Annotated in this window: 18 protein-coding genes and 1 riboswitch; of the genes, 9 read left to right on the plus strand and 9 right to left on the minus strand. The window is 72.3% G+C overall.

Annotation, left to right across the window (positions count from 1 at the left end; all coding sequences use genetic code 11):
- Positions 1-38 precede the first annotated feature (38 nt).
- The 3 genes from ACWGN5_RS03000 to ACWGN5_RS03010 all read right to left on the minus strand — a co-directional run bounded on the left by ACWGN5_RS03000 (position 39) and on the right by ACWGN5_RS03010 (position 2813).
- Positions 39-1004 (minus strand): DMT family transporter, encoded by a 966-nt coding sequence (locus ACWGN5_RS03000; RefSeq protein WP_453510849.1) that lies wholly within the window; start codon positions 1002-1004, stop codon positions 39-41.
- A gap of 175 nt (positions 1005-1179) precedes the next feature.
- Positions 1180-2187, minus strand: a complete 1008-nt coding sequence (locus ACWGN5_RS03005; protein ID WP_453510850.1) for an EamA family transporter — start codon at positions 2185-2187, stop codon at positions 1180-1182.
- Positions 2188-2228: 41 nt separating this feature from the next.
- Positions 2229-2813 (minus strand): Clp protease N-terminal domain-containing protein, encoded by a 585-nt coding sequence (locus tag ACWGN5_RS03010; RefSeq protein ID WP_453510851.1) that lies wholly within the window; start codon positions 2811-2813, stop codon positions 2229-2231.
- 196 nt (positions 2814-3009) lie between these two features.
- On the opposite strand from ACWGN5_RS03010, the gene ACWGN5_RS03015 reads away from it, so the two are divergent.
- Entirely contained in the window at positions 3010-3234 is a 225-nt protein-coding gene (locus ACWGN5_RS03015) for a hypothetical protein (RefSeq protein ID WP_392158210.1), read from the plus strand.
- Between the two features lie 69 nt (positions 3235-3303).
- Positions 3304-3732 (plus strand): type II toxin-antitoxin system Rv0910 family toxin, encoded by a 429-nt coding sequence (locus tag ACWGN5_RS03020; RefSeq protein WP_453510852.1) that lies wholly within the window; start codon positions 3304-3306, stop codon positions 3730-3732.
- A gap of 63 nt (positions 3733-3795) precedes the next feature.
- Here ACWGN5_RS03020 and ACWGN5_RS03025 read toward each other — a convergent pair whose 3' ends face one another.
- Both ACWGN5_RS03025 and ACWGN5_RS03030 read right to left on the minus strand, forming a co-directional pair.
- Positions 3796-4419, minus strand: coding sequence for a PadR family transcriptional regulator (locus ACWGN5_RS03025; protein ID WP_453510853.1), 624 nt, complete (start codon positions 4417-4419; stop codon positions 3796-3798).
- A gap of 119 nt (positions 4420-4538) precedes the next feature.
- Positions 4539-5741, minus strand: a complete 1203-nt coding sequence (locus ACWGN5_RS03030; RefSeq protein WP_453510854.1) for an erythromycin esterase family protein — start codon at positions 5739-5741, stop codon at positions 4539-4541.
- Between the two features lie 69 nt (positions 5742-5810).
- Here ACWGN5_RS03030 and ACWGN5_RS03035 point away from each other — a divergent pair, with 69 nt between their 5' ends.
- The 3 genes from ACWGN5_RS03035 to ACWGN5_RS03045 are packed head-to-tail and all read left to right on the plus strand — an operon-like array spanning position 5811 to position 7865.
- Positions 5811-6530: a TioE family transcriptional regulator gene (locus ACWGN5_RS03035; protein WP_453510855.1), complete on the plus strand. Its 720-nt coding sequence runs from the start codon at positions 5811-5813 to the stop codon at positions 6528-6530.
- 28 nt (positions 6531-6558) lie between these two features.
- On the plus strand, positions 6559-7320 hold the full coding sequence (locus ACWGN5_RS03040) for a GNAT family N-acetyltransferase (protein WP_453510856.1): 762 nt from the start codon (positions 6559-6561) through the stop codon (positions 7318-7320).
- Positions 7317-7865, plus strand: a complete 549-nt coding sequence (locus tag ACWGN5_RS03045; protein WP_453510857.1) for a GNAT family N-acetyltransferase — start codon at positions 7317-7319, stop codon at positions 7863-7865. Before ACWGN5_RS03040 ends, ACWGN5_RS03045 begins: the two co-directional genes overlap by 4 nt.
- Here ACWGN5_RS03045 and ACWGN5_RS03050 read toward each other — a convergent pair.
- Positions 7843-8199 carry a hypothetical protein gene (locus tag ACWGN5_RS03050; RefSeq protein WP_453510858.1) on the minus strand — a complete coding sequence of 119 codons (357 nt, stop codon included), beginning with the start codon at positions 8197-8199 and terminating at the stop codon, positions 7843-7845. The two genes, ACWGN5_RS03045 and ACWGN5_RS03050, sit on opposite strands and share 23 nt — an antisense overlap.
- A 109-nt stretch (positions 8200-8308) precedes the next feature.
- Between ACWGN5_RS03050 and ACWGN5_RS03055 the strand changes: the two genes are divergently transcribed.
- Positions 8309-9118, plus strand: coding sequence for a PhzF family phenazine biosynthesis protein (locus tag ACWGN5_RS03055; RefSeq protein ID WP_453510859.1), 810 nt, complete (start codon positions 8309-8311; stop codon positions 9116-9118).
- A gap of 88 nt (positions 9119-9206) precedes the next feature.
- Here ACWGN5_RS03055 and ACWGN5_RS03060 read toward each other — a convergent pair whose 3' ends face one another.
- Both ACWGN5_RS03060 and ACWGN5_RS03065 read right to left on the minus strand, forming a co-directional pair.
- On the minus strand, positions 9207-9998 hold the full coding sequence (locus tag ACWGN5_RS03060; RefSeq protein WP_453510880.1) for a CPBP family intramembrane glutamic endopeptidase: 792 nt from the start codon (positions 9996-9998) through the stop codon (positions 9207-9209).
- 120 nt (positions 9999-10118) lie between these two features.
- Positions 10119-11618, minus strand: coding sequence for a glutamate--cysteine ligase (locus ACWGN5_RS03065; RefSeq protein ID WP_453510860.1), 1500 nt, complete (start codon positions 11616-11618; stop codon positions 10119-10121).
- A gap of 480 nt (positions 11619-12098) precedes the next feature.
- On the opposite strand from ACWGN5_RS03065, the gene ACWGN5_RS03070 reads away from it, so the two are divergent.
- Positions 12099-12689, plus strand: a complete 591-nt coding sequence (locus tag ACWGN5_RS03070; RefSeq protein WP_453510861.1) for a hypothetical protein — start codon at positions 12099-12101, stop codon at positions 12687-12689.
- A 331-nt stretch (positions 12690-13020) separates the two neighbouring features.
- A complete protein-coding gene (locus tag ACWGN5_RS03075; RefSeq protein WP_017238438.1) occupies positions 13021-13227 on the plus strand; it encodes a DUF5999 family protein in 207 nt (68 codons plus the stop codon).
- Between the two features lie 82 nt (positions 13228-13309).
- Here ACWGN5_RS03075 and gcvP read toward each other — a convergent pair whose 3' ends face one another.
- The gene (gene gcvP, locus ACWGN5_RS03080; protein ID WP_453510862.1) at positions 13310-16195 is read right to left on the minus strand and encodes an aminomethyl-transferring glycine dehydrogenase; all 2886 of its coding nucleotides are present in this window, start codon (positions 16193-16195) and stop codon (positions 13310-13312) included.
- A gap of 179 nt (positions 16196-16374) precedes the next feature.
- Positions 16375-16474, minus strand: a riboswitch (glycine riboswitch).
- Between the two features lie 113 nt (positions 16475-16587).
- On the opposite strand from gcvP, the gene ACWGN5_RS03085 reads away from it, so the two are divergent.
- Positions 16588-16962: a PRC-barrel domain-containing protein gene (locus ACWGN5_RS03085; RefSeq protein ID WP_453510863.1), complete on the plus strand. Its 375-nt coding sequence runs from the start codon at positions 16588-16590 to the stop codon at positions 16960-16962.
- Positions 16963-17023: the final 61 nt, after the last annotated feature.

Consider the following 17023-nt stretch of genomic DNA (forward strand, 5'->3'; position numbering starts at 1 on the left):
GGCGGGCCATGAGAATCCCCGCCCCCACCGCGGATCTCCTACACCGCCACCGGCTCCCGCCTGCGCGCCTCCGCCGCCGTCCGCGCCTCCGCGAGGGCGAGGCCCGTCACGGCGGCGAGCAGCAGCAGGGTGCCGAGCACGATCGCCGCGGTGAGCCGCTCGCCGAGCAGCGAGACCGCGATCAGGGCCGCGCTCACCGGCTCCAGGAGCGTGATCACGGAGACGGTGGCCGCCCGGACGACGGCCGCCCCGGCGAAGTACAGCGCATAGGCGAGGGCGGTCGGCACCGCCGCCACGTACACAAGCAGCAGCACCACGCTCACCGGCGCGTCGGTATGCGGCACGAGCCCCTCCGCGAGCGCCGCCGGCAGCGGCCCGACGGCCCCGATCGCGAACGCCCAGGTGGTCGTGGCCAGGGCGTCCGTACCGCCGCCGTCGCGGCCGAGCCACCGGGTGAGCAGGGTGATCGCCGCGTATCCGGCCGCCGAGACCACCGCGAGGACGACGCCGAGCGGGCGCACCTCCGCGGCCCCGCCGCCGAGGACGAGGACGAAGAGCCCGGCGAGCGCTCCGGCGACGGCGGCGATCCCGCCGCGGCCGAGGCGCTCCCCCATGGTGAGCCGGGCGCCGAGTGCGATGAGGACGGGTCCCGCGCCCAGGGTGACGACGGTGCCGACCGCGAGGCCGGTGGCCTCGACGGCGGCGAAGTACGCGCTCTGGAAGACGGTGAGACCGATCCCCGTGCCGAGGATGCGGGCCGTGCGCCGGCCGCGGGACTCCGGAGCGGTGCGGACGGCCGCCCGCCGGGGCCGCAGCGCCAGCGCGCCGAGCAGGAGGACGAGGCCGCCGACGCAGCGCCAGAAGGAGAGGGCGAGCGGGCCCATGTCGCTGACGCGGAAGATCAGCGAGGCGGCGGCGCCGGCCGTGCCCCAGGCGATGCCGGCGACGATCAGATAGAGGAGGCTCCGCCCGACGGACAGGGCGGATCCCGAGGAGTTCGACACGTGGGTTCTCCGTGGAAGACAGGAGTGGGAGGTGGTCGCTGGGCTCCGCGCGCGGGCAGCGACGAACCGCCCGGCGGCGAGGAATCGCCGGCCGGGCCCGGTCTTCGTCGAGGAGAGTCTCCGCGCGCGCTAGGCGACGGGCGGCGGAAGCACGGTGGAATGCATGGTCGGCACCCTACGAGGCGGTACGACCGCCGGACAACTGCGCGTCCCGCTCCGTGGACTCGTCCGCTCCGGTCGCCGGACCGGAACCGGCCACCGGCTCGCTCGCGGGCGCCTTCGGGGTCGAGGACTGGGCGATGAAGGCTCCGACCAGGACCACCGCACCGCCGATGATCTGCGGCGCGTCCAGGTGCTCGCCGAGCAGGACCCAGGCCAGGACGGTCGCGACGACCGCCTCGAGACAGGCCACGACACCCGCCACCTGCGGGGAGAGCCGGCGCACCGAGATGACGCCGGTGACGTACGCGAGGACGGTGGCGATCAGCACGATCCAGCCGAGCAGCAGCCACGCGGGCACGCTGGTCCCGTCCATGTCGGCCCGTCCGCCGAGGACGCCCCAGTCCATGCCCCAGGGCCGGGCCACGAGGGTGAGGACGAGCGCGCCGATGAGCAGTCCGTACGCGATGACGCCCACCGGGTCGGCCTGTTCGGCCTCGTCGGCGCCCTGGTCGGACAGGACGAAGTAGCCGACCTGGCAGCAGGCGGCGGCGAGGGCGAGGAGCAGGCCGACGAGATCGAAGCTCAGCCCGGACCAGACCTGCACGACGCAGGCGAGGCCGCCGGCGGCGAGGACGACGCCGAGGGCGGCGGCGCGGGTGACGGGGCGGCGCTGGACGAAGCGGACCCAGCCGAGGACGAGGGCGGGGGCGAGGTACTCGATGAGGAGGGCGACGCCGACGGGGATGCGGGAGATCGAGGCGAAGTAGAAGGCCTGGACTCCGGCGACGGCGAGCAGGCCGAAGCCCACGAGGAGGGCCGGTTTGCGGCGCAGGAGGTCCCGGTGGCGCCAGGCCACCGGCAGCATGACGAGTGCGGCGCCGGCGACGCGGAGCCACACCACGTGGAGCGGGTCGAGTCCCGCCTCGATGAGCGGCTTGGCCGCCACTCCTGAACCACCGAATGCGAAGGCCGAGGCCAGGGCGAGTCCCAGGCCGGCGCTTCTCCCCTGAGACGCGTGCATCGGGCCATCATGACAGGACGCCGTCAGGGGCGTAACCCCCGTTACACCTGTTGAGACGGCTCCTCGTCGCGGGCGGTCAGAAGGCCGGCGATCCGGGCGCCCAGTGCGGCCGGTTCGACCCCCGCGCGCCGCAGCACCTCGACGGCCCGGCTCTCGGGATCGGCGGCTACGGCGGCGAGCAGATCGAGGCCGCGGGCTTGGGGTTCGCCGCGCTCGGCGGCCCGCCGGAAGGCGCCTTCCAGGGCGGCGGCAGCGGCCGGCGACCAGGGGGAGGGCCGGGCGGCCTGGGGTTCGGCACCGCGCGCGGCGGGGAGCAGGCGCCGGACCGCCGACTCCTCCTCCGTACGCTGCCAGCGCAGGCCGTAGCCGATGGACCGCTGGACGAGATAGCCGAGGACGCGGGCCGGCTGGTGGCCGCCCTCGAAGGCGGCGCCGACCTCGGGGTCGGATTCGACGAGGGAGTGCAGGAGGTGGGCGGTGTCGATCTGACGGTCACCGTCCCTGAGGGCTCTGCGGCGCGCACCCGACACCACCGTCGCGAGCGACGGCGTCAGATGGGGCGCGAGCTCCGCGCGCGGGGCGACGGAGGACGGGAGCGGCTGAGGGCGCGGGACGGGATGGTGCACCCTCCCACCTCATCAGGCCGGGAGGGCCGGAACATCACCGGGGAGAAGCATGTCCGCATCCCACCGGAGTTGGGCACGCGCGCGCGGTTCCTCCTCCTTACGGATGAGATCGCGCGCGTCGACCCCGAGAGGCGCGCGCCGCCTTGCTTTGCGCCCCCATGGCAACCATGACCCCCTTCCCGGACGTCTTCCGAGCGTGTTCTGGATGGTGGCCCTGCCCTCACGCGACGGGCGGCAGTACGTGTACCGGGTGTACGCACCCCGGGAGGCGCTGCCGGCCGATCTGTTCTGGGCGGCCTTCCACTGCCACGAGGAGGACGGGGCGCCCCGGGCCTCCGACAGCTTCGACGCGGCCGAGATCTGGTGGATCGGCGACGGCGCGGGACCGACCACGGCAGAACTGACGGTTCATCAGTATTGAATGTTCACGGCCGCCCCGCTACGTTCCGCGACACCGGAACCCAGTTGGCACGCGTGAAGGGGTGGTCTCATGGCCGAAGTCAGCGCGGAGGCACGGATCGAGGCGCCGGCCGGAAAGGTCTGGGCGCGGCTCACGGACTTCTCCTCGTACGGCGAGTGGAACGCCACCCACACCAGCTTCCCGAACGGCGGCCCGGCCGCCCTGGAGGCGGGTACCACCTTCACGGAGAACATGAAGCTGATGGGCTTCCCCGCCGAGGTGCTGTGGACGGTGGAGGAGCTGGAGGCCGAGCGGACGTTCGCCATCAGGGGCAAGGGCCCGATGGGGGTCGTCGTCGGAACGCGCTACTCCCTGACGACGGAGGGGGACGCGACGACGGTACGGATCGACGGGGAGTTCACCGGTGCGGCGGTCTCCCTGATGGCGGGCAAGCTCAAGGACTCGGCGACGGCGGCGCTGACCGAGTCCCTGCGCAAGCTCTCGGGCCTGGTGGTCTGACCCGTACCGCCGGACAGCCGGAAGGGCCCCGCGACGACGGTCGCGGGGCCCTCCCGATGGATCTCAGTGCTCGTCGGCGAGGATCAGGTACAGCTTCTTGCGGGCATCGTTGATCACGGTGACCGCCTTCTGCCGCTGCTCGGGACTGCCGGTCTTCCAGACCTGCCCGAACGCCTCCATCAGACCGAAGCCGGCCTGCCGGATCTCGTTCACGGCGTCCCAGTCGACCCCGCGCCCGGCTTCCTCCCACGGCGCCTCGGGGCCCTCGTCGGCCTCGGCGCGCCCGGTGTCGGTGAGCGTGAACAGCTTCTTGCCGCCCTCGGTCGCGCTGGTGATCAGGCCCTCGTCCTCCAGCATCTGGAGGGTCGGGTACACCGAGCCGGGGCTGGGCTTCCAGGCCCCCTCACTGCGCTCGCCGATCTCGCGGATCATCTCGTAGCCGTGCATCGGGCGGTCCTTCAGGAGCGCCAGGATCGAGGCGCGCACGTCACCGCGCCGCGCCCGCCCCCGGCCGCCGCCGCGACCCGGGCCGCCGAAGGGGCCGCCACCGAACGGCCCGCCGCGGAACCCGGGCCCGAACGGCCCGAACGCGGCACGCCGCCCCTCGAAGTCACCCCGAGGACCGGGGCCGCAGCCTCCACGACCGTGGCCGTGTCCGTTTCCGTACTCGTGTCCATGTGAACGCATCGCAACGCTCCTTCCATCGAGAATCATCGTCGAACTGTCGCGATGCCTCAACGATATATCGGAACTGTTCACCGAACAAGACCCGACCGATCGGTCAGGCAAGATCCGGAAGAGACGGCCTAGCACTGCGGAACGTCCCTCACGAACACGAGCCCGTCACAGGCCCCGAGGTGGGCCGGGTCGAAGGAGGCGTACCCGAACCAGGGGGACACGCGCGGCGCGGGCAGCGCATCGCCGAGAACGGCGGCGAGCCGCCGGGCGTCGACGACGCGGCGGTCCTCCGGCAGGGCGTACAGGAGCCCCTCGACGGTGTCCGGCGGCGGCGCGTCCACGCCCTGGTGCCGGATCGTGCCCAGCGCCATCGCCACGAAGGCGTACTCCTCGCCGAGCCGTGCGCTCACCAGTGCACCGGCGCTCCACCACTCCAGCGGCCGCCCGCCCATCCGCATCGAGCTCTTCTCCCGCTGGAGGTGGGCGTTCTGGGCGTAGACGAAGGCCGGGCCCCGGTCGGCGAGCGCGAGCAGGTTGAGGGACATCATCCGGTCCCGTACGGCGACCAGCCTGGCGAGGCGGGCCGGCGAGGTGTCGGCCATCCAGTGGTGGTACCGCAGCAGTCCGAGCGCGGTGCGCCCGTACAGACGCGCCCGGTCCAGCTCCTCCGGCGGGCTCACGGCGATCAGGTGCGGCCGCTGCTCGTCGAGCAGCGCCACCAGGTCGTCGGCGATCAGCCGCAGCGGGCCGGCCTCGGCGGACCGCCCCACGGACCGGGCCGGGTCCATCATGGCGGCGGGCTCGGTCCACCGGCCGTCGCCGCCGAGCAGCCCGTCGAGGGTCTCCGGCGTGCAGGGGAGCAGGTCCGCGTCCACGTGGGCGGCGAGGTAGCCGTGGAGTGCGGTGAGCGCCTGCCGGGGGCTCTCGGCGCCGGTGATCTCCAGCGGGCCGTCGAATCCGGCGAAGCGAAGGTGCTCGGAGGCGGGCCGGCCCGCGTTGTACGCGCGCATCCAGCGCACGAGCGCGCGGTTGCCCGCGAAAGCGCCCCAGCCATGGCTGAATCCGTGCTCCATGGCCGCGTCGAGAGTCCCGGTCCCGGTGGTGACGTACTCGTCCACGAGCAGGCCCCTCAGGCAGTCGGTCTCGAGCGCGATCGTCCGGTAGCCCGCCTCCTCGACGAGCTGCCGGAAGAGCTCGTTGCGCAGTTCGAGCAGGGTGTCCTCGCCGTGGGTGGGCTCGCCGAGGGCGAGCAGCCGGGGCCGGGCCGGAAGCAGCCCCAGGACGGAGGCAGCGTCGACGGCATGAGTGGTGTCCTTGATGTCAGTCGCCATGCCTTCCACGCTATCGCTGAACATTCGGTGGAGACTTTTTCGCGCATGGCCCGCGATACCGTGGTCCTCATGGGGAAAAACCTTCAAAGCGGGGTGCGGCTCAGGCCGGTCGATCTGGCGCGCGAGCACGGTCTGTCGACGCAGGCGGTCAGGAACTACGAGGAGGCCGGCATCCTCCCGGCGGCCGCTCGCACGCGCTCCGGCTACCGCACGTACACCCCTCTGCACGCCGGGGCCCTGCGCGCGTTCCTGGCCCTGCTGCCGGGCCACGGCCATCCGACGGCGACGTCGATCATGCGGGCCGTGAACGAGGGGGCGGCCGACGAGGCGTTCCGCCTGATCGACGAGAGCCACGCCCAGCTCCTCGACGACCGGCGGACCCTCCGCGCCGTGGAGAACGCCCTCCGCGACCTGGACCGGGGGACCCCGACGCCACCCGCGCCCGGCGGCACCTTCGTCGGACCGCTGGCGAGGAAGCTCGGCATCCGCCCCGCGACCCTGCGCACGTGGGAGAGGGCCGGCCTGGTCCACCCGCACCGCGACCCGATGACCGGGTACCGCGTGTACGACGAAGCCGCCGTACGGGACGCCGAACTGACCCACCAACTCAGGCGCGGCGGCTACCCGCTGGAGCGCATCGCCCCGCTGATCGCCCACGTACGGACGGCAGGCGGCCTGGAACCCCTGGAGGCCACACTGACCGACTGGCACGGCCGCCTGTCCGCCCGCGGCCGCGCGATGCTGTCCGGGGCCGCCGAACTGGAGACGTACCTCCGCGACCGAGGATGAGACCCCTCCGGCTGGCATGATCGGCGCCATGTCGACGCATCCCCTCGTACGCGGAGCCCGCGCACTCTGGGAGGAACTGGCCGGGGCAGCCCAGTCGTTCACACCCGGGGGCACGGTGAGCGTGATCGTTTCGCCGGAGTCGCGCCTCTGCCCGTCCGGATGGGTCGGCGTCGTCACCCTCGCCGGATCGGCGATCGTGACCGTGCCGGGCGAGGAGACCGCCGCGACCGTCCGCACCGCCTTCTCGGGCCTGCCGGCCGAGGCCCTGGTGGACGCCGCCTCCGTCCGTGACGTCCTGCCCGTGGCCAGGACGCTCGGACCGGCGACGCTGGCGTACGTGTCCCCGGAGGGCTTCCGTCCGGCCACCGGCCCCTCGCCGGTGGAACGGCTGCCCGCCGGTCATCGGGCCCTGCGCGCCCTCGAAGCGGCCGCCGGGCAGGAGGACGCCGCGGAGGCCGCCCTGGACGAGATCACCTCCCCCGCGTTCGTGGTCCGTGAGGACGGCCGGGTCGTGGCCGCCGCCGGCTACGAGGACTGGCCGCGCCGGACCGCCCACATCAGCGTGCTGACGGCCCCGGAGGCCCGCGGACGCGGGCTCGCGCGGACGGCGGCCTCGGCCGCGGTCGCCCACGCCCTCGCCGCCGGACTCCTGCCCCAGTGGCGCGCGCGTCCCGCGGCCTCCCGGCGGGTCGCCGCAGCCCTGGGCTTCGAGGAGCTGGGCGCCCAACTCTCCCTGGAACTCACCCTGAAGGAGCCGGCCCCCCAAGGCTCTGCGACACTCCTGCGATGACCAGCACGAACACCACCCCGCTCTTCACCCAGTTCACCTCCCGCGAGGCGCTGCCCGCCGGGCTGGCGACGACTCTCGTCGACTGCTGGACCGAGGTGAGCGACGCCGGCGGGGCGGCCGGGTTCCCCTTCCCGCCGGTCGACCCGACGGAGGTCGCCGCCGCGGTCGACCGCATCGTCGCCGGACTCGCCCCGGAGAGCAGCCGTCTCGTGATCGCCACGGTCGACGGCGCCCTCGCGGGCTGGCTGTGCCTCCGCCGCGACCCCTGGCCGCTGATCGCGCACTGGGGCACCCTGCACCACGTCCAGACCCGCCTCGCGGTACGAGGCCGGGGCATCGGCGCGGGCCTGGTCCGGCACGCCCGCGCGATCGCCCGCGACGAGATGGGCCTGGAGCAGCTGCACCTCGCGGCACGCGGCGGCGCGGGCCTCGAGGACTTCTACGGCCGGCTCGGCTGGCGGGAGATCGGCCGCTGGCCCGGAGCCCTCCGCCTGGCCGCCGACGACGACCGCGACGAGATCCTCATGGTCCTGGCTCCCCTCTGACCCCGGCGCCACGACGGGCCCGCACGGCGCGCACGACCCGGGTGATCCCGTACCCGAGCACCCACGGCAGCACCGTGATCCCGAGGACGTACACGAGGAGGTAGCCGACGAGGTCCTCGGTCCGCGTCGGCTGGTCCCAGGGCAGGACCAGCGCGGTCGCCGACACCCCCACCGGCAGCAGCGGCAACAGCACCGACCACAGCCACGGCCACATACCGGGCCGCCGGGCGCACCACACGCCCGTCGCGGCCATGAGGAACGGCCCGAACGGCACCCACAGCAGCACCGGGTAGAACAGCAGCGCCCACCACTCGTCCCCGTACCCGAACATCATCGAAGCCCCCCGGCCCACTCGCCCCACAGGCCTGCCCGCACGAGAACGGGTCCAGTTCTCCGCGATTGGCCTTGGCCCGCCGTTTTCCTCCCCCGGTACGGTCGGTCGCATGCGCATCCGAATCGTCGACGCCTTCACCGACCAGCCCTTCTCCGGCAACCCTGCCGGGGTCCTGCTCCTCGACTCCTTCCCCGAAGACGCCTGGCTCCAGAAGGTCGCCGCGGAGGTCAACCTCTCCGAGACGGCCTTCGCCCACCCGCTGCCCGCCGGTGGCGAGGCGGACTGGGCCCTGCGCTGGTTCACCCCGACCACCGAGGTCGACATGTGCGGGCACGCCACCCTGGCCACGGCCCACGTCCTGCACAGCACCGGCATCGCGAGCGGCACCGTCCGCTTCGCTGCCCGCTGCGGGCTCCTGATCACCACCGCCGAGGAGGACGGCACGATCACGATGGACTTCCCGACCTCCTCCCTCACCCCGCTCCCGGTCCCCGAGGGCCTGGAGAAGGCGCTCGGCGCCGAGATCGTCGCCGTCCACGACACGTCCGACCACATCGGCGACCTCGTCGTCGAGCTGCGCGACGAGGCCACCGTCCGCTCCCTCACGCCGGACTTCGCCGCCCTGAAGGCGCTCTCCACGCGCGGCATCATCGTGACCGCCGCCGCCGAACACCCGGACAGCGGCTACGAGTTCGTCTCGCGCGGCTTCTTCCCCGCCGTCGGCATCGACGAGGACCCGGTCACGGGCAGCGCCCACACCGCGCTCGCCCCGCACTGGTCGGCCCGGTTCGGCCGCGAGGAGCTCACCGGCTTCCAGGGCGGCGCCCGTACGGGCCACGTCCGCACCCGTCTGTGCGGCGACCGCACCCTCCTGAACGGTCACGCCGTCACGGTCATCGAGGGCGACCTGCGCGTCTGACGCACGAAGAGGCAGACGTACGAGGACGTACGAGAGGGGGTGCACGGCCGACCGAGCCGCACACCCCCTCTCCCCCGTCCCGCGTCCGTCACACGGTCGGCAGCCAGTCCACCTTCCCGGCCAGCAGCCCGTACCCGACGAAGGCCACGATGTCGAGCAGCGCGTGCGCCGCGACCAGCGGCCCGACCCGGCCCCAGCGGCGGTAGAGCAGCACGAAGACGACGCCCATCACCATGTTGCCGATGAAGCCGCCGACCCCCTGGTAGAGGTGGTACGAGCCGCGCAGCACCGAGCTCGCCACCAGCGCGGCCATCGGCGACCACCCCAACTGGCCGAGGCGCCGCAGCAGATAGCCGACGACGATGACCTCCTCCAGGACGGAGTTCTGGATCGCCGAGAGGATGAGCACCGGGTACTTCCACCACACGTCGGGCAGCGACTCGGGCACCACCGTCAGGTTGAACCCGGACGCCCGCGCCACCAGGTAGAAGGCGAGGCCCGCGCTCCCGATCCCGGCCGCGACCAGGGCCCCGCGCCCGAGGTCGGACCACGGCCGGCTCCGGTCGAAGCCGATGGCCCGCAGCCCCCGTACCCCCGGTCCTTCCCGCATCAGCAGATGGGCGACGAGGACGACCGGCACGAGCGCGGTGGCGATGCCGAAGAGCTGCCAGCTCAGGTCGAGCCAGGGCCGCCCGGGAGCGTACGAGCCGTTGAGCGTCGCCGCCTGCTCCTTCAGCGCCCCCGGCTTGGTGAGCGAGCCGATGAAGCTGATGAGCGCCGACACCCCGCTCGCCCCGAGCGAGAGCGCGAGCACGATGAGCGTCTCGGAGCGCAGCACGCCGCGCGGCAGGCCGTCGGGGGGCAGGGAACCGTCCCTCAGTCGTTGCTCCGACACCACACCTGTCTCCGTTTCCCCCTCGCGGGCCCATGCCGTCCAGGTGGCCCCGGCCGACCGGGACCACCTGGACATGATCGCCCATGGAGGGGTACGGGGTGGAGGTCAGCCGATCCCCACCGGCCAGGTGTGCACCGGCTCGCCCGCGAGCATGAGCGTCCGGTACCGCCGGGTCGTCGCCGCGAGGGCCGCTTCCCGGTCGAGGCCCGAGTCCAGGGCCCGGTGGAAGGTGTCGGCCTGCCAGGAGGCGCCGTTCACCTTCCGCAGACAGCGCTGCTCGATGACCCCGAGGTAGAAGTCGCGGTCGGCGGGCTCGATGTGCCAGGCGTCGAGCCCGGCGGCGGCGAGCGGCAGCAGCTCGTCGAGGACGAGGCGTACGGCCGGCAGGGTCGCGATGCCGCCGGCCCGGCCCGAGCGGGGCCAGCGCAGCTCCGCCTCGATGCCCTGGCGGCAGGCGGTGTCGAAGTTGGCCTCGGCGTCCTGGAAGGTCATCCGCTTCCACACCGGGCGGGGGTCGTCGGCGAGCGAGCGGACGAGGCCGTAATAGAAAGCGGCGTTCGCGATGACGTCGGTGACGGTCGGCCCGGCCGGCAGCACCCGGTTCTCGACGCGCAGGTGCGGGACCCCGTCGACCCAGCCGTACACGGGCCTGTTCCAGCGGTAGACGGTGCCGTTGTGCAGGACCAGCTCCTGGAGGCGCGGGACGCCGCCCCGGTCGAGGACGAGCAGCGGGTCCTCCTCGTCGCAGAGCGGCAGCAGGGCGGGGAAGTAGCGGACGTTCTCCTCGAAGAGGTCGTACACCGAGTCCACCCACCGCTCCCCGAACCAGGTGCGCGGCCGTACCCCCTGGGACTGGAGCTCGGGCGGCCGGGTGTCGGTGGCCTGCATGAAGAGCGGGGGCCGGGACTCGCGCCACAGCTCGCGGCCGAAGACGAAGGGCGCGTTGGCGCCGAGCGCGATCTGGACGCCGGACACGGCCTGCGCGGCGTTCCACACGGCGGCGAACCGGGCCGGTGTCACCTGGAGGTGCAGCTGCACCGAGGTGCAGGCCGCCTCGGGCACGATCGACTCGGAGGTGCACAGCAGGCGTTCGACGCCGTGGATGTCGAGGGTGAAGTCCTCGCCGCGGGCGGCGAGGATCTGGTCGTTGAGGAGGGTGTAGCGCTCGTTGTCCGAGAGGTTCTCGGGGACCAGGTCGCGCTGGGCGAGGGTGGGAAGTATGCCGATCATGACGACGCCCGCGTCGAGTTCCGCCGCCTTGCGGTCGGCATATCCGATGCCGGTTCCGATCTCTTCCGCGAGCCGGTCGAATACGCGCCCGTGGAGCTGGTGGGGCGCGATGTTCACTTCGAGGTTGAACATTCCGAGTTCCGTCTGGAAATCGGCACTGGCGATCTTTTCGAGAACCGGTCCGTTCAGCATCCTGGGCAGCCCGTCGGCGCCGGCGAGATTGAGTTCGATCTCCACGCCCATGAGATTGCGGGGCCGGTCGAACCGCTTCTCCGCCAACAGTCGCGCGAGCCCCGCGAGACACTGCTGGAGTTTTCTGCGGTACTGCTGCCGGTCGGACGGGCCGAACCCGTCGGCCACGACCTTCTGCCCCATCGAAGCGTCCCTCCCCGAGTGGGCGGCCGCCCGGACGGCCGCGCGTCACGGACGATGATGCCCACCCCGCTGATCCACAACGCCTGCGGAACCGGCCTGTCGGAGGATAGGCTGGACGGAGCGGTCCATCGGCACATCCCGAAGGCACGGAACACTCGACATATACCAATGTCATATTGTCCCGGGACCCCGGGTCGGAATTCAGCCGTCCGCCTTCGCGAGGAATGCGCAGGTGAGAGCGGTATCGCCCTCGTGATTCCGCTTCAACTCCCCGTGATTACGGCCTGATGACGCCTTGTCAGGAATATCCGCGAGGTCTAGCGGAAACACTGTGTGAACACGTGTCGTATAAACTCCGCGGACGAGGCAGAGTGTTGGCGCCCGGCCATGGCCTCATGGCCCTTCTCTGGCCCCGCCGCCGACAGCGCCGTCGTACCTGCCCACGCATCACCGTGTCTCCTGAGTGAGAGGCGACCCACCATGCTCCGACCCTCCCCGGCCCCTGCGCCGGCTCTCCGCAGTGTCCTCGCGGCCCTCGGCTCACCGACCGCCGTCAACGAGCGGCGAACTCCCGCGCTGCGGGCCGCACAAGGACCGCTGAGCCCCGAGAACCCGCTGCCCGTGCACGTCCTCGGCGTCACCGGAGCACCGGGGCTCGCACCCGGCACCCGGCTCGCCGGCTGGCGGTTCCTGATCCGCAGCGGAGACCGGGCGATCGCCGCCGCGGACACCATGCTCACCCCGGACGGCTGGGCCTTCTCGCACTTCTTCGAAGGCCCGTACGTCTCCGCCACGGAACGGGCCCTGCTCCAGGCCGAGGCCCTGCCGGTCACGTACGCACCACGACTGCTGTCCGTACCGGAGCTCTACATGCTGACGCTCTGGCTGCAGGCCGGACCGGAGGACGACGGCACCACCGTCGCCCCGGCCGCGGCCGATCTGATGGTGCCCCTGGCCCCCGCACCCCCGGGGATCGCGGCGCACCGCCCGTACCAGGTCGCCGATCTCCTGCCCGTGCTCAGTACACGACTCGCGCCGCCGCCCCTCCTGGGCTCGCCGGCGCCCGCCTGATCGAACCCACGCGACGCCGCCCCGTGACCCGGCCGGGTCACGGGGCGCACTCCTGTCCGAACCGTGCGCCCGAACGCGCCTCCCGAACGCCCCTCCCGTACGGACTAGCCCGCTGGGACCACCCCGAACCACCCGAAGAGACGGTGCAGTTGACCTGAACCGCCCCTGCGGGTGATGCGTCTTCCCAGGAGAGGACGAGCTGCCGCGAAATACCTGCGGAAGACCGTCCGTGGGGCAACACTGGGGACCGGAACCGAACCGACCGACGGGGGCGGCCATGAGCGCACAGAGCCGCAGGACATCCACCACGACGCAGCGAAAGAACCCACCCATGTGCCAGCATCAGCCTGCCTGTCCCACCGCCGACTCCGCCGACCGTGAGGCGGCCCGACTGATGGCACACCACCCGGAACAGGGCTGGAGCCTGCTGTGCAACGGTGTCCTGCTCTTCGAGGACACCGGCGAACTGCTGCCGGACGGGCAGATCATCGCCCCGCACCGGCCGCTGACCGCGGGACAGGTGACGACCGCCGCCTGAAGCCGCGCGGCAGGACACCGTACGAGGGAAACGCCGAGGGCCGGCCCGGAGGAGATCCTCCGAACCGGCCCTCGGCGCATGCTCAGTTGTCGTACTCGTCCAGCGGCGGGCAGGAGCAGACCAGGTTCCGGTCGCCGAAGGCACCGTCGATGCGGCGCACCGGCGGCCAGTACTTGTCGGCCGCCGAGACACCGGCCGGGAAGACGGCCTCGTCGCGGGTGTACGGGTGGTTCCACTCGCCGCCCAGCGCGGCCGCGGTGTGCGGGGCGTTGTGCAGCGGGTTGTCGTCGGCGGGCCACTCGCCCGAGGCGACCTTCTCGATCTCGGCGCGGATCGCGATCATCGTGTCGCAGAAGCGGTCGAGCTCGGTCAGGTCCTCGGACTCGGTCGGCTCGATCATGAGCGTGCCGGCCACCGGGAAGGACATCGTCGGCGCGTGGAAGCCGTAGTCGATGAGGCGCTTCGCGATGTCGTCGACGCTGACGCCGGTGGCCTTGGCCAGCGGACGGATGTCCACGATGCACTCGTGCGCGACCAGCCCGTTCGGACCGGTGTAGAGCACCGGGAAGTGCGGCTCCAGGCGCTTGGCGATGTAGTTCGCCGCGAGGACGGCGACCTGGGTGGCGCGCTTGAGGCCCTCGCCGCCCATGAGGCGCACGTACGACCAGGAGATCGGCAGGATGCCGGCGGAGCCCCACGGGGCGGCCGAGATCGGGCCGACACCGGTCTCCGGGCCCGCGGTGGGCTGGAGCGGGTGGTTCGGCAGGTAGGGGGCGAGGTGGGCGCGGACGCCGACCGGGCCGACGCCGGGGCCGCCGCCGCCGTGCGGGATGCAGAAGGTCTTGTGCAGGTTCAGGTGCGAGACGTCGCCGCCGAAGTGACCCGGCTTGGCGAGACCGACCAGCGCGTTGAGGTTGGCACCGTCGACGTACACCTGACCGCCGGCCTCGTGGACCTCGGCGCAGATGTCGGCGACGTGCTCCTCGAAGACGCCGTGCGTGGACGGGTAGGTGATCATCAGCACGGACAGCTCGTCGCGGTACTGGGCGATCTTGGCGCGCAGGTCCTCGACGTCGACCTCGCCGTCGTCGGCGGTCTTGACGACGACGACCTTCATGCCGGCCATCACCGCGGAGGCGGCGTTGGTGCCGTGCGCGGAGGACGGGATGAGGCAGACGGTGCGCTGCTCGTCGCCGTTGGCGCGGTGGTAGGCACGCACGGCCAGGAGGCCGGCGAGCTCGCCCTGCGAGCCGGCGTTGGGCTGGATCGACACCTTGTCGTAGCCGGTGACCTCGGCGAGGCGCTCTTCCAGCTCGGTGATGAGCGTGACGTATCCGGCGGCCTGGTCGACCGGCGCGAAGGGGTGCATCTGGCCGAACTCGGGCCAGGTCACCGGCTCCATCTCGGTGGTCGCGTTCAGCTTCATGGTGCAGGAGCCGAGCGGGATCATGCCGCGGTCGAGCGCGTAGTCGCGGTCCGCGAGCTTGCGCAGGTAGCGCAGCATCGAGGTCTCGGAGCGGTGCGCGTGGAAGACCGGGTGGGTCAGGTACGCGTCGGAGCGCAGCAGACCGGCGGGCAGCGTGTCCTCGGTGACCGCGTCGAGGGCCTCGACATCGGCCGTGACGCCGAAGGCGGCCCAGACGGCGGCGAGCTGCTCGCGCCCGGTGGTCTCGTCGCAGGAGATCGAGACGAGGTCGGCGTCGACGCGGTAGAGGTTCACGCCGGCCTCGCGGGCGGCGGCGACGACCTCGTCGGCCTTGCCGGCCACGCGGACGGTGAGGGTGTCGAAGTACGAGCCGTGCACGACCTCGACGCCACCGGCGGTGAGACCGGCCGCGAGGATGGCGGCGTACCGGTGCGTGCGCTCGGCGATCTGCTTCAGGCCGTCCGGACCGTGGTAGACGGCGTACATGCCGGCCATGACGGCGAGCAGCACCTGAGCGGTACAGATGTTGCTGGTGGCCTTCTCGCGGCGGATGTGCTGCTCGCGGGTCTGCAGGGCCAGGCGGTAGGCGCGGTTGCCGTCGGCGTCGACGGAGACGCCCACGAGGCGGCCGGGCAGGGAGCGGGCGTGCTTGTCCTGGACGGCCATGTAGCCGGCGTGCGGGCCGCCGAAGCCCATGGGGACGCCGAAGCGCTGGGTGGTGCCGACGGCGATGTCGGCGCCGAGCTCGCCCGGGGAGGTGAGCAGGGTGAGCGCGAGCAGGTCGGCGGCGACGGTGACGATCGCGCCGAGCTCGTGGGCGGCGTCGATCAGCGGCTTGATGTCGCGGACGGCGCCGGAGGCACCCGGGTACTGGATGAGCACGCCGAAGACACCGCGCTCGGCGACCTCGGCGGGGATGCCCCCGCTCAGGTCGGCGACGACGACCTCGACACCGGTCGGCTCGGCGCGGGTCTCGATGACGGCGATGGTCTGCGGCAGCGCGTCGGCGTCGACGAGGAAGACGCCGTTCTTGACCTTGCCGACCCGGCGGGAGAGGGCCATGGCCTCGGCGGCGGCGGTGCCCTCGTCGAGGAGGGAGGCGCCGGAGGTGGGCAGACCGGTGAGGTCGGCGACCATGGTCTGGAAGTTGAGCAGGGCCTCCAGGCGGCCCTGGGAGATCTCGGGCTGGTACGGCGTGTAAGCGGTGTACCAGGCCGGGTTCTCCATGACGTTCCGGAGAATCACGGGCGGAGTGAAGGTCCCGTGGTAGCCGAGACCGATCATCGGGGCGAGGACCTGGTTGCGGTCGGCGAGCGTGCGCAGCTCGGCGAGGACCTCGGCCTCGGTGCGCGCGGCCGGCAGGCCCAGCGCCTCGGCGTTCTTGATGACGTCCGGCACCGCGGCGGCCGTGAGCTCGTCGAGCGAGCCGTAACCGACCTGGGCGAGCATCTTGGCCCGAGCCTCGGCGTCGGGCCCGATGTGCCGCTGCTCGAACGGGATGCCCTGTTCGAGCTCGGAGAGCGGAGTGCGGTTGGCGGTCATGTACGGAGGCCTCCTGGTCGTCACGACCTGCGAGGGGCACCACGGCGCGGGTACCCGGACGGCCTCCCCCTCTGTCATCTCAACCTGAGAGTTTCACCGGCACGCCTCGCGGCCCGCCGGCTTTCACCGTCGGTGAGAGCGGAATGCCGTCGGACATCCGCTCTGCTTTCCAGAGTGACCTCGTCCGCGCGGTACAGGGGCCTGAGAGATTCCGGGGAGGATTTGCTCCTTCGGCGCCCACCGGAAGGTTTCTCCGGGGGACTCTCCCGCACAGGGTCGACAGCCACAACCAGCCTACCAGCGAGGTTGCGGCTTCCATCGCTCAAGTGGCCGACATCCCAGATGTGCACTTTCGTAGGGGTGTAGAGCAGTTGCGACCAGTTGGAGGGACCGTGCAGACCGATATCGATCCGCGCAGCCTGATCGGCCGCAAGGCGTTCGACCGGAACGGGCACAAGATCGGAACCGTGGACGAGGTGTACCTGGACGACGCGACCGGCGTCCCGGAGTGGGCCGCGGTCCGCACGGGCCTGTTCAGCAGGGACGCCTTCGTCCCCCTGGAGCCGAGCGCGCTGCTCGACGACGGCCTCCACATCCCGTACGAGAGGGCCCTGATCAAGGACGCCCCGGACTTCGGGGTGGGCCGCCACCTCTCGCCGGAGCAGGAACTCCAGCTCTACCGCCACTACAGCCTGGCCCTCCCGCCCCCGCCCCCGGACACCCCGGACAAGGACTTCGGCCGCCTGGCGGGCCAGGACGGCACCTGAGGGCCCAGCCGTCGGCCGAGGCGGCGCGGGTTGCCACCGCACGAGGCGGTGCGGTGGCAAC

The sequence above is a fragment of the Streptomyces sp. NPDC055815 genome, from assembly GCF_053616475.1.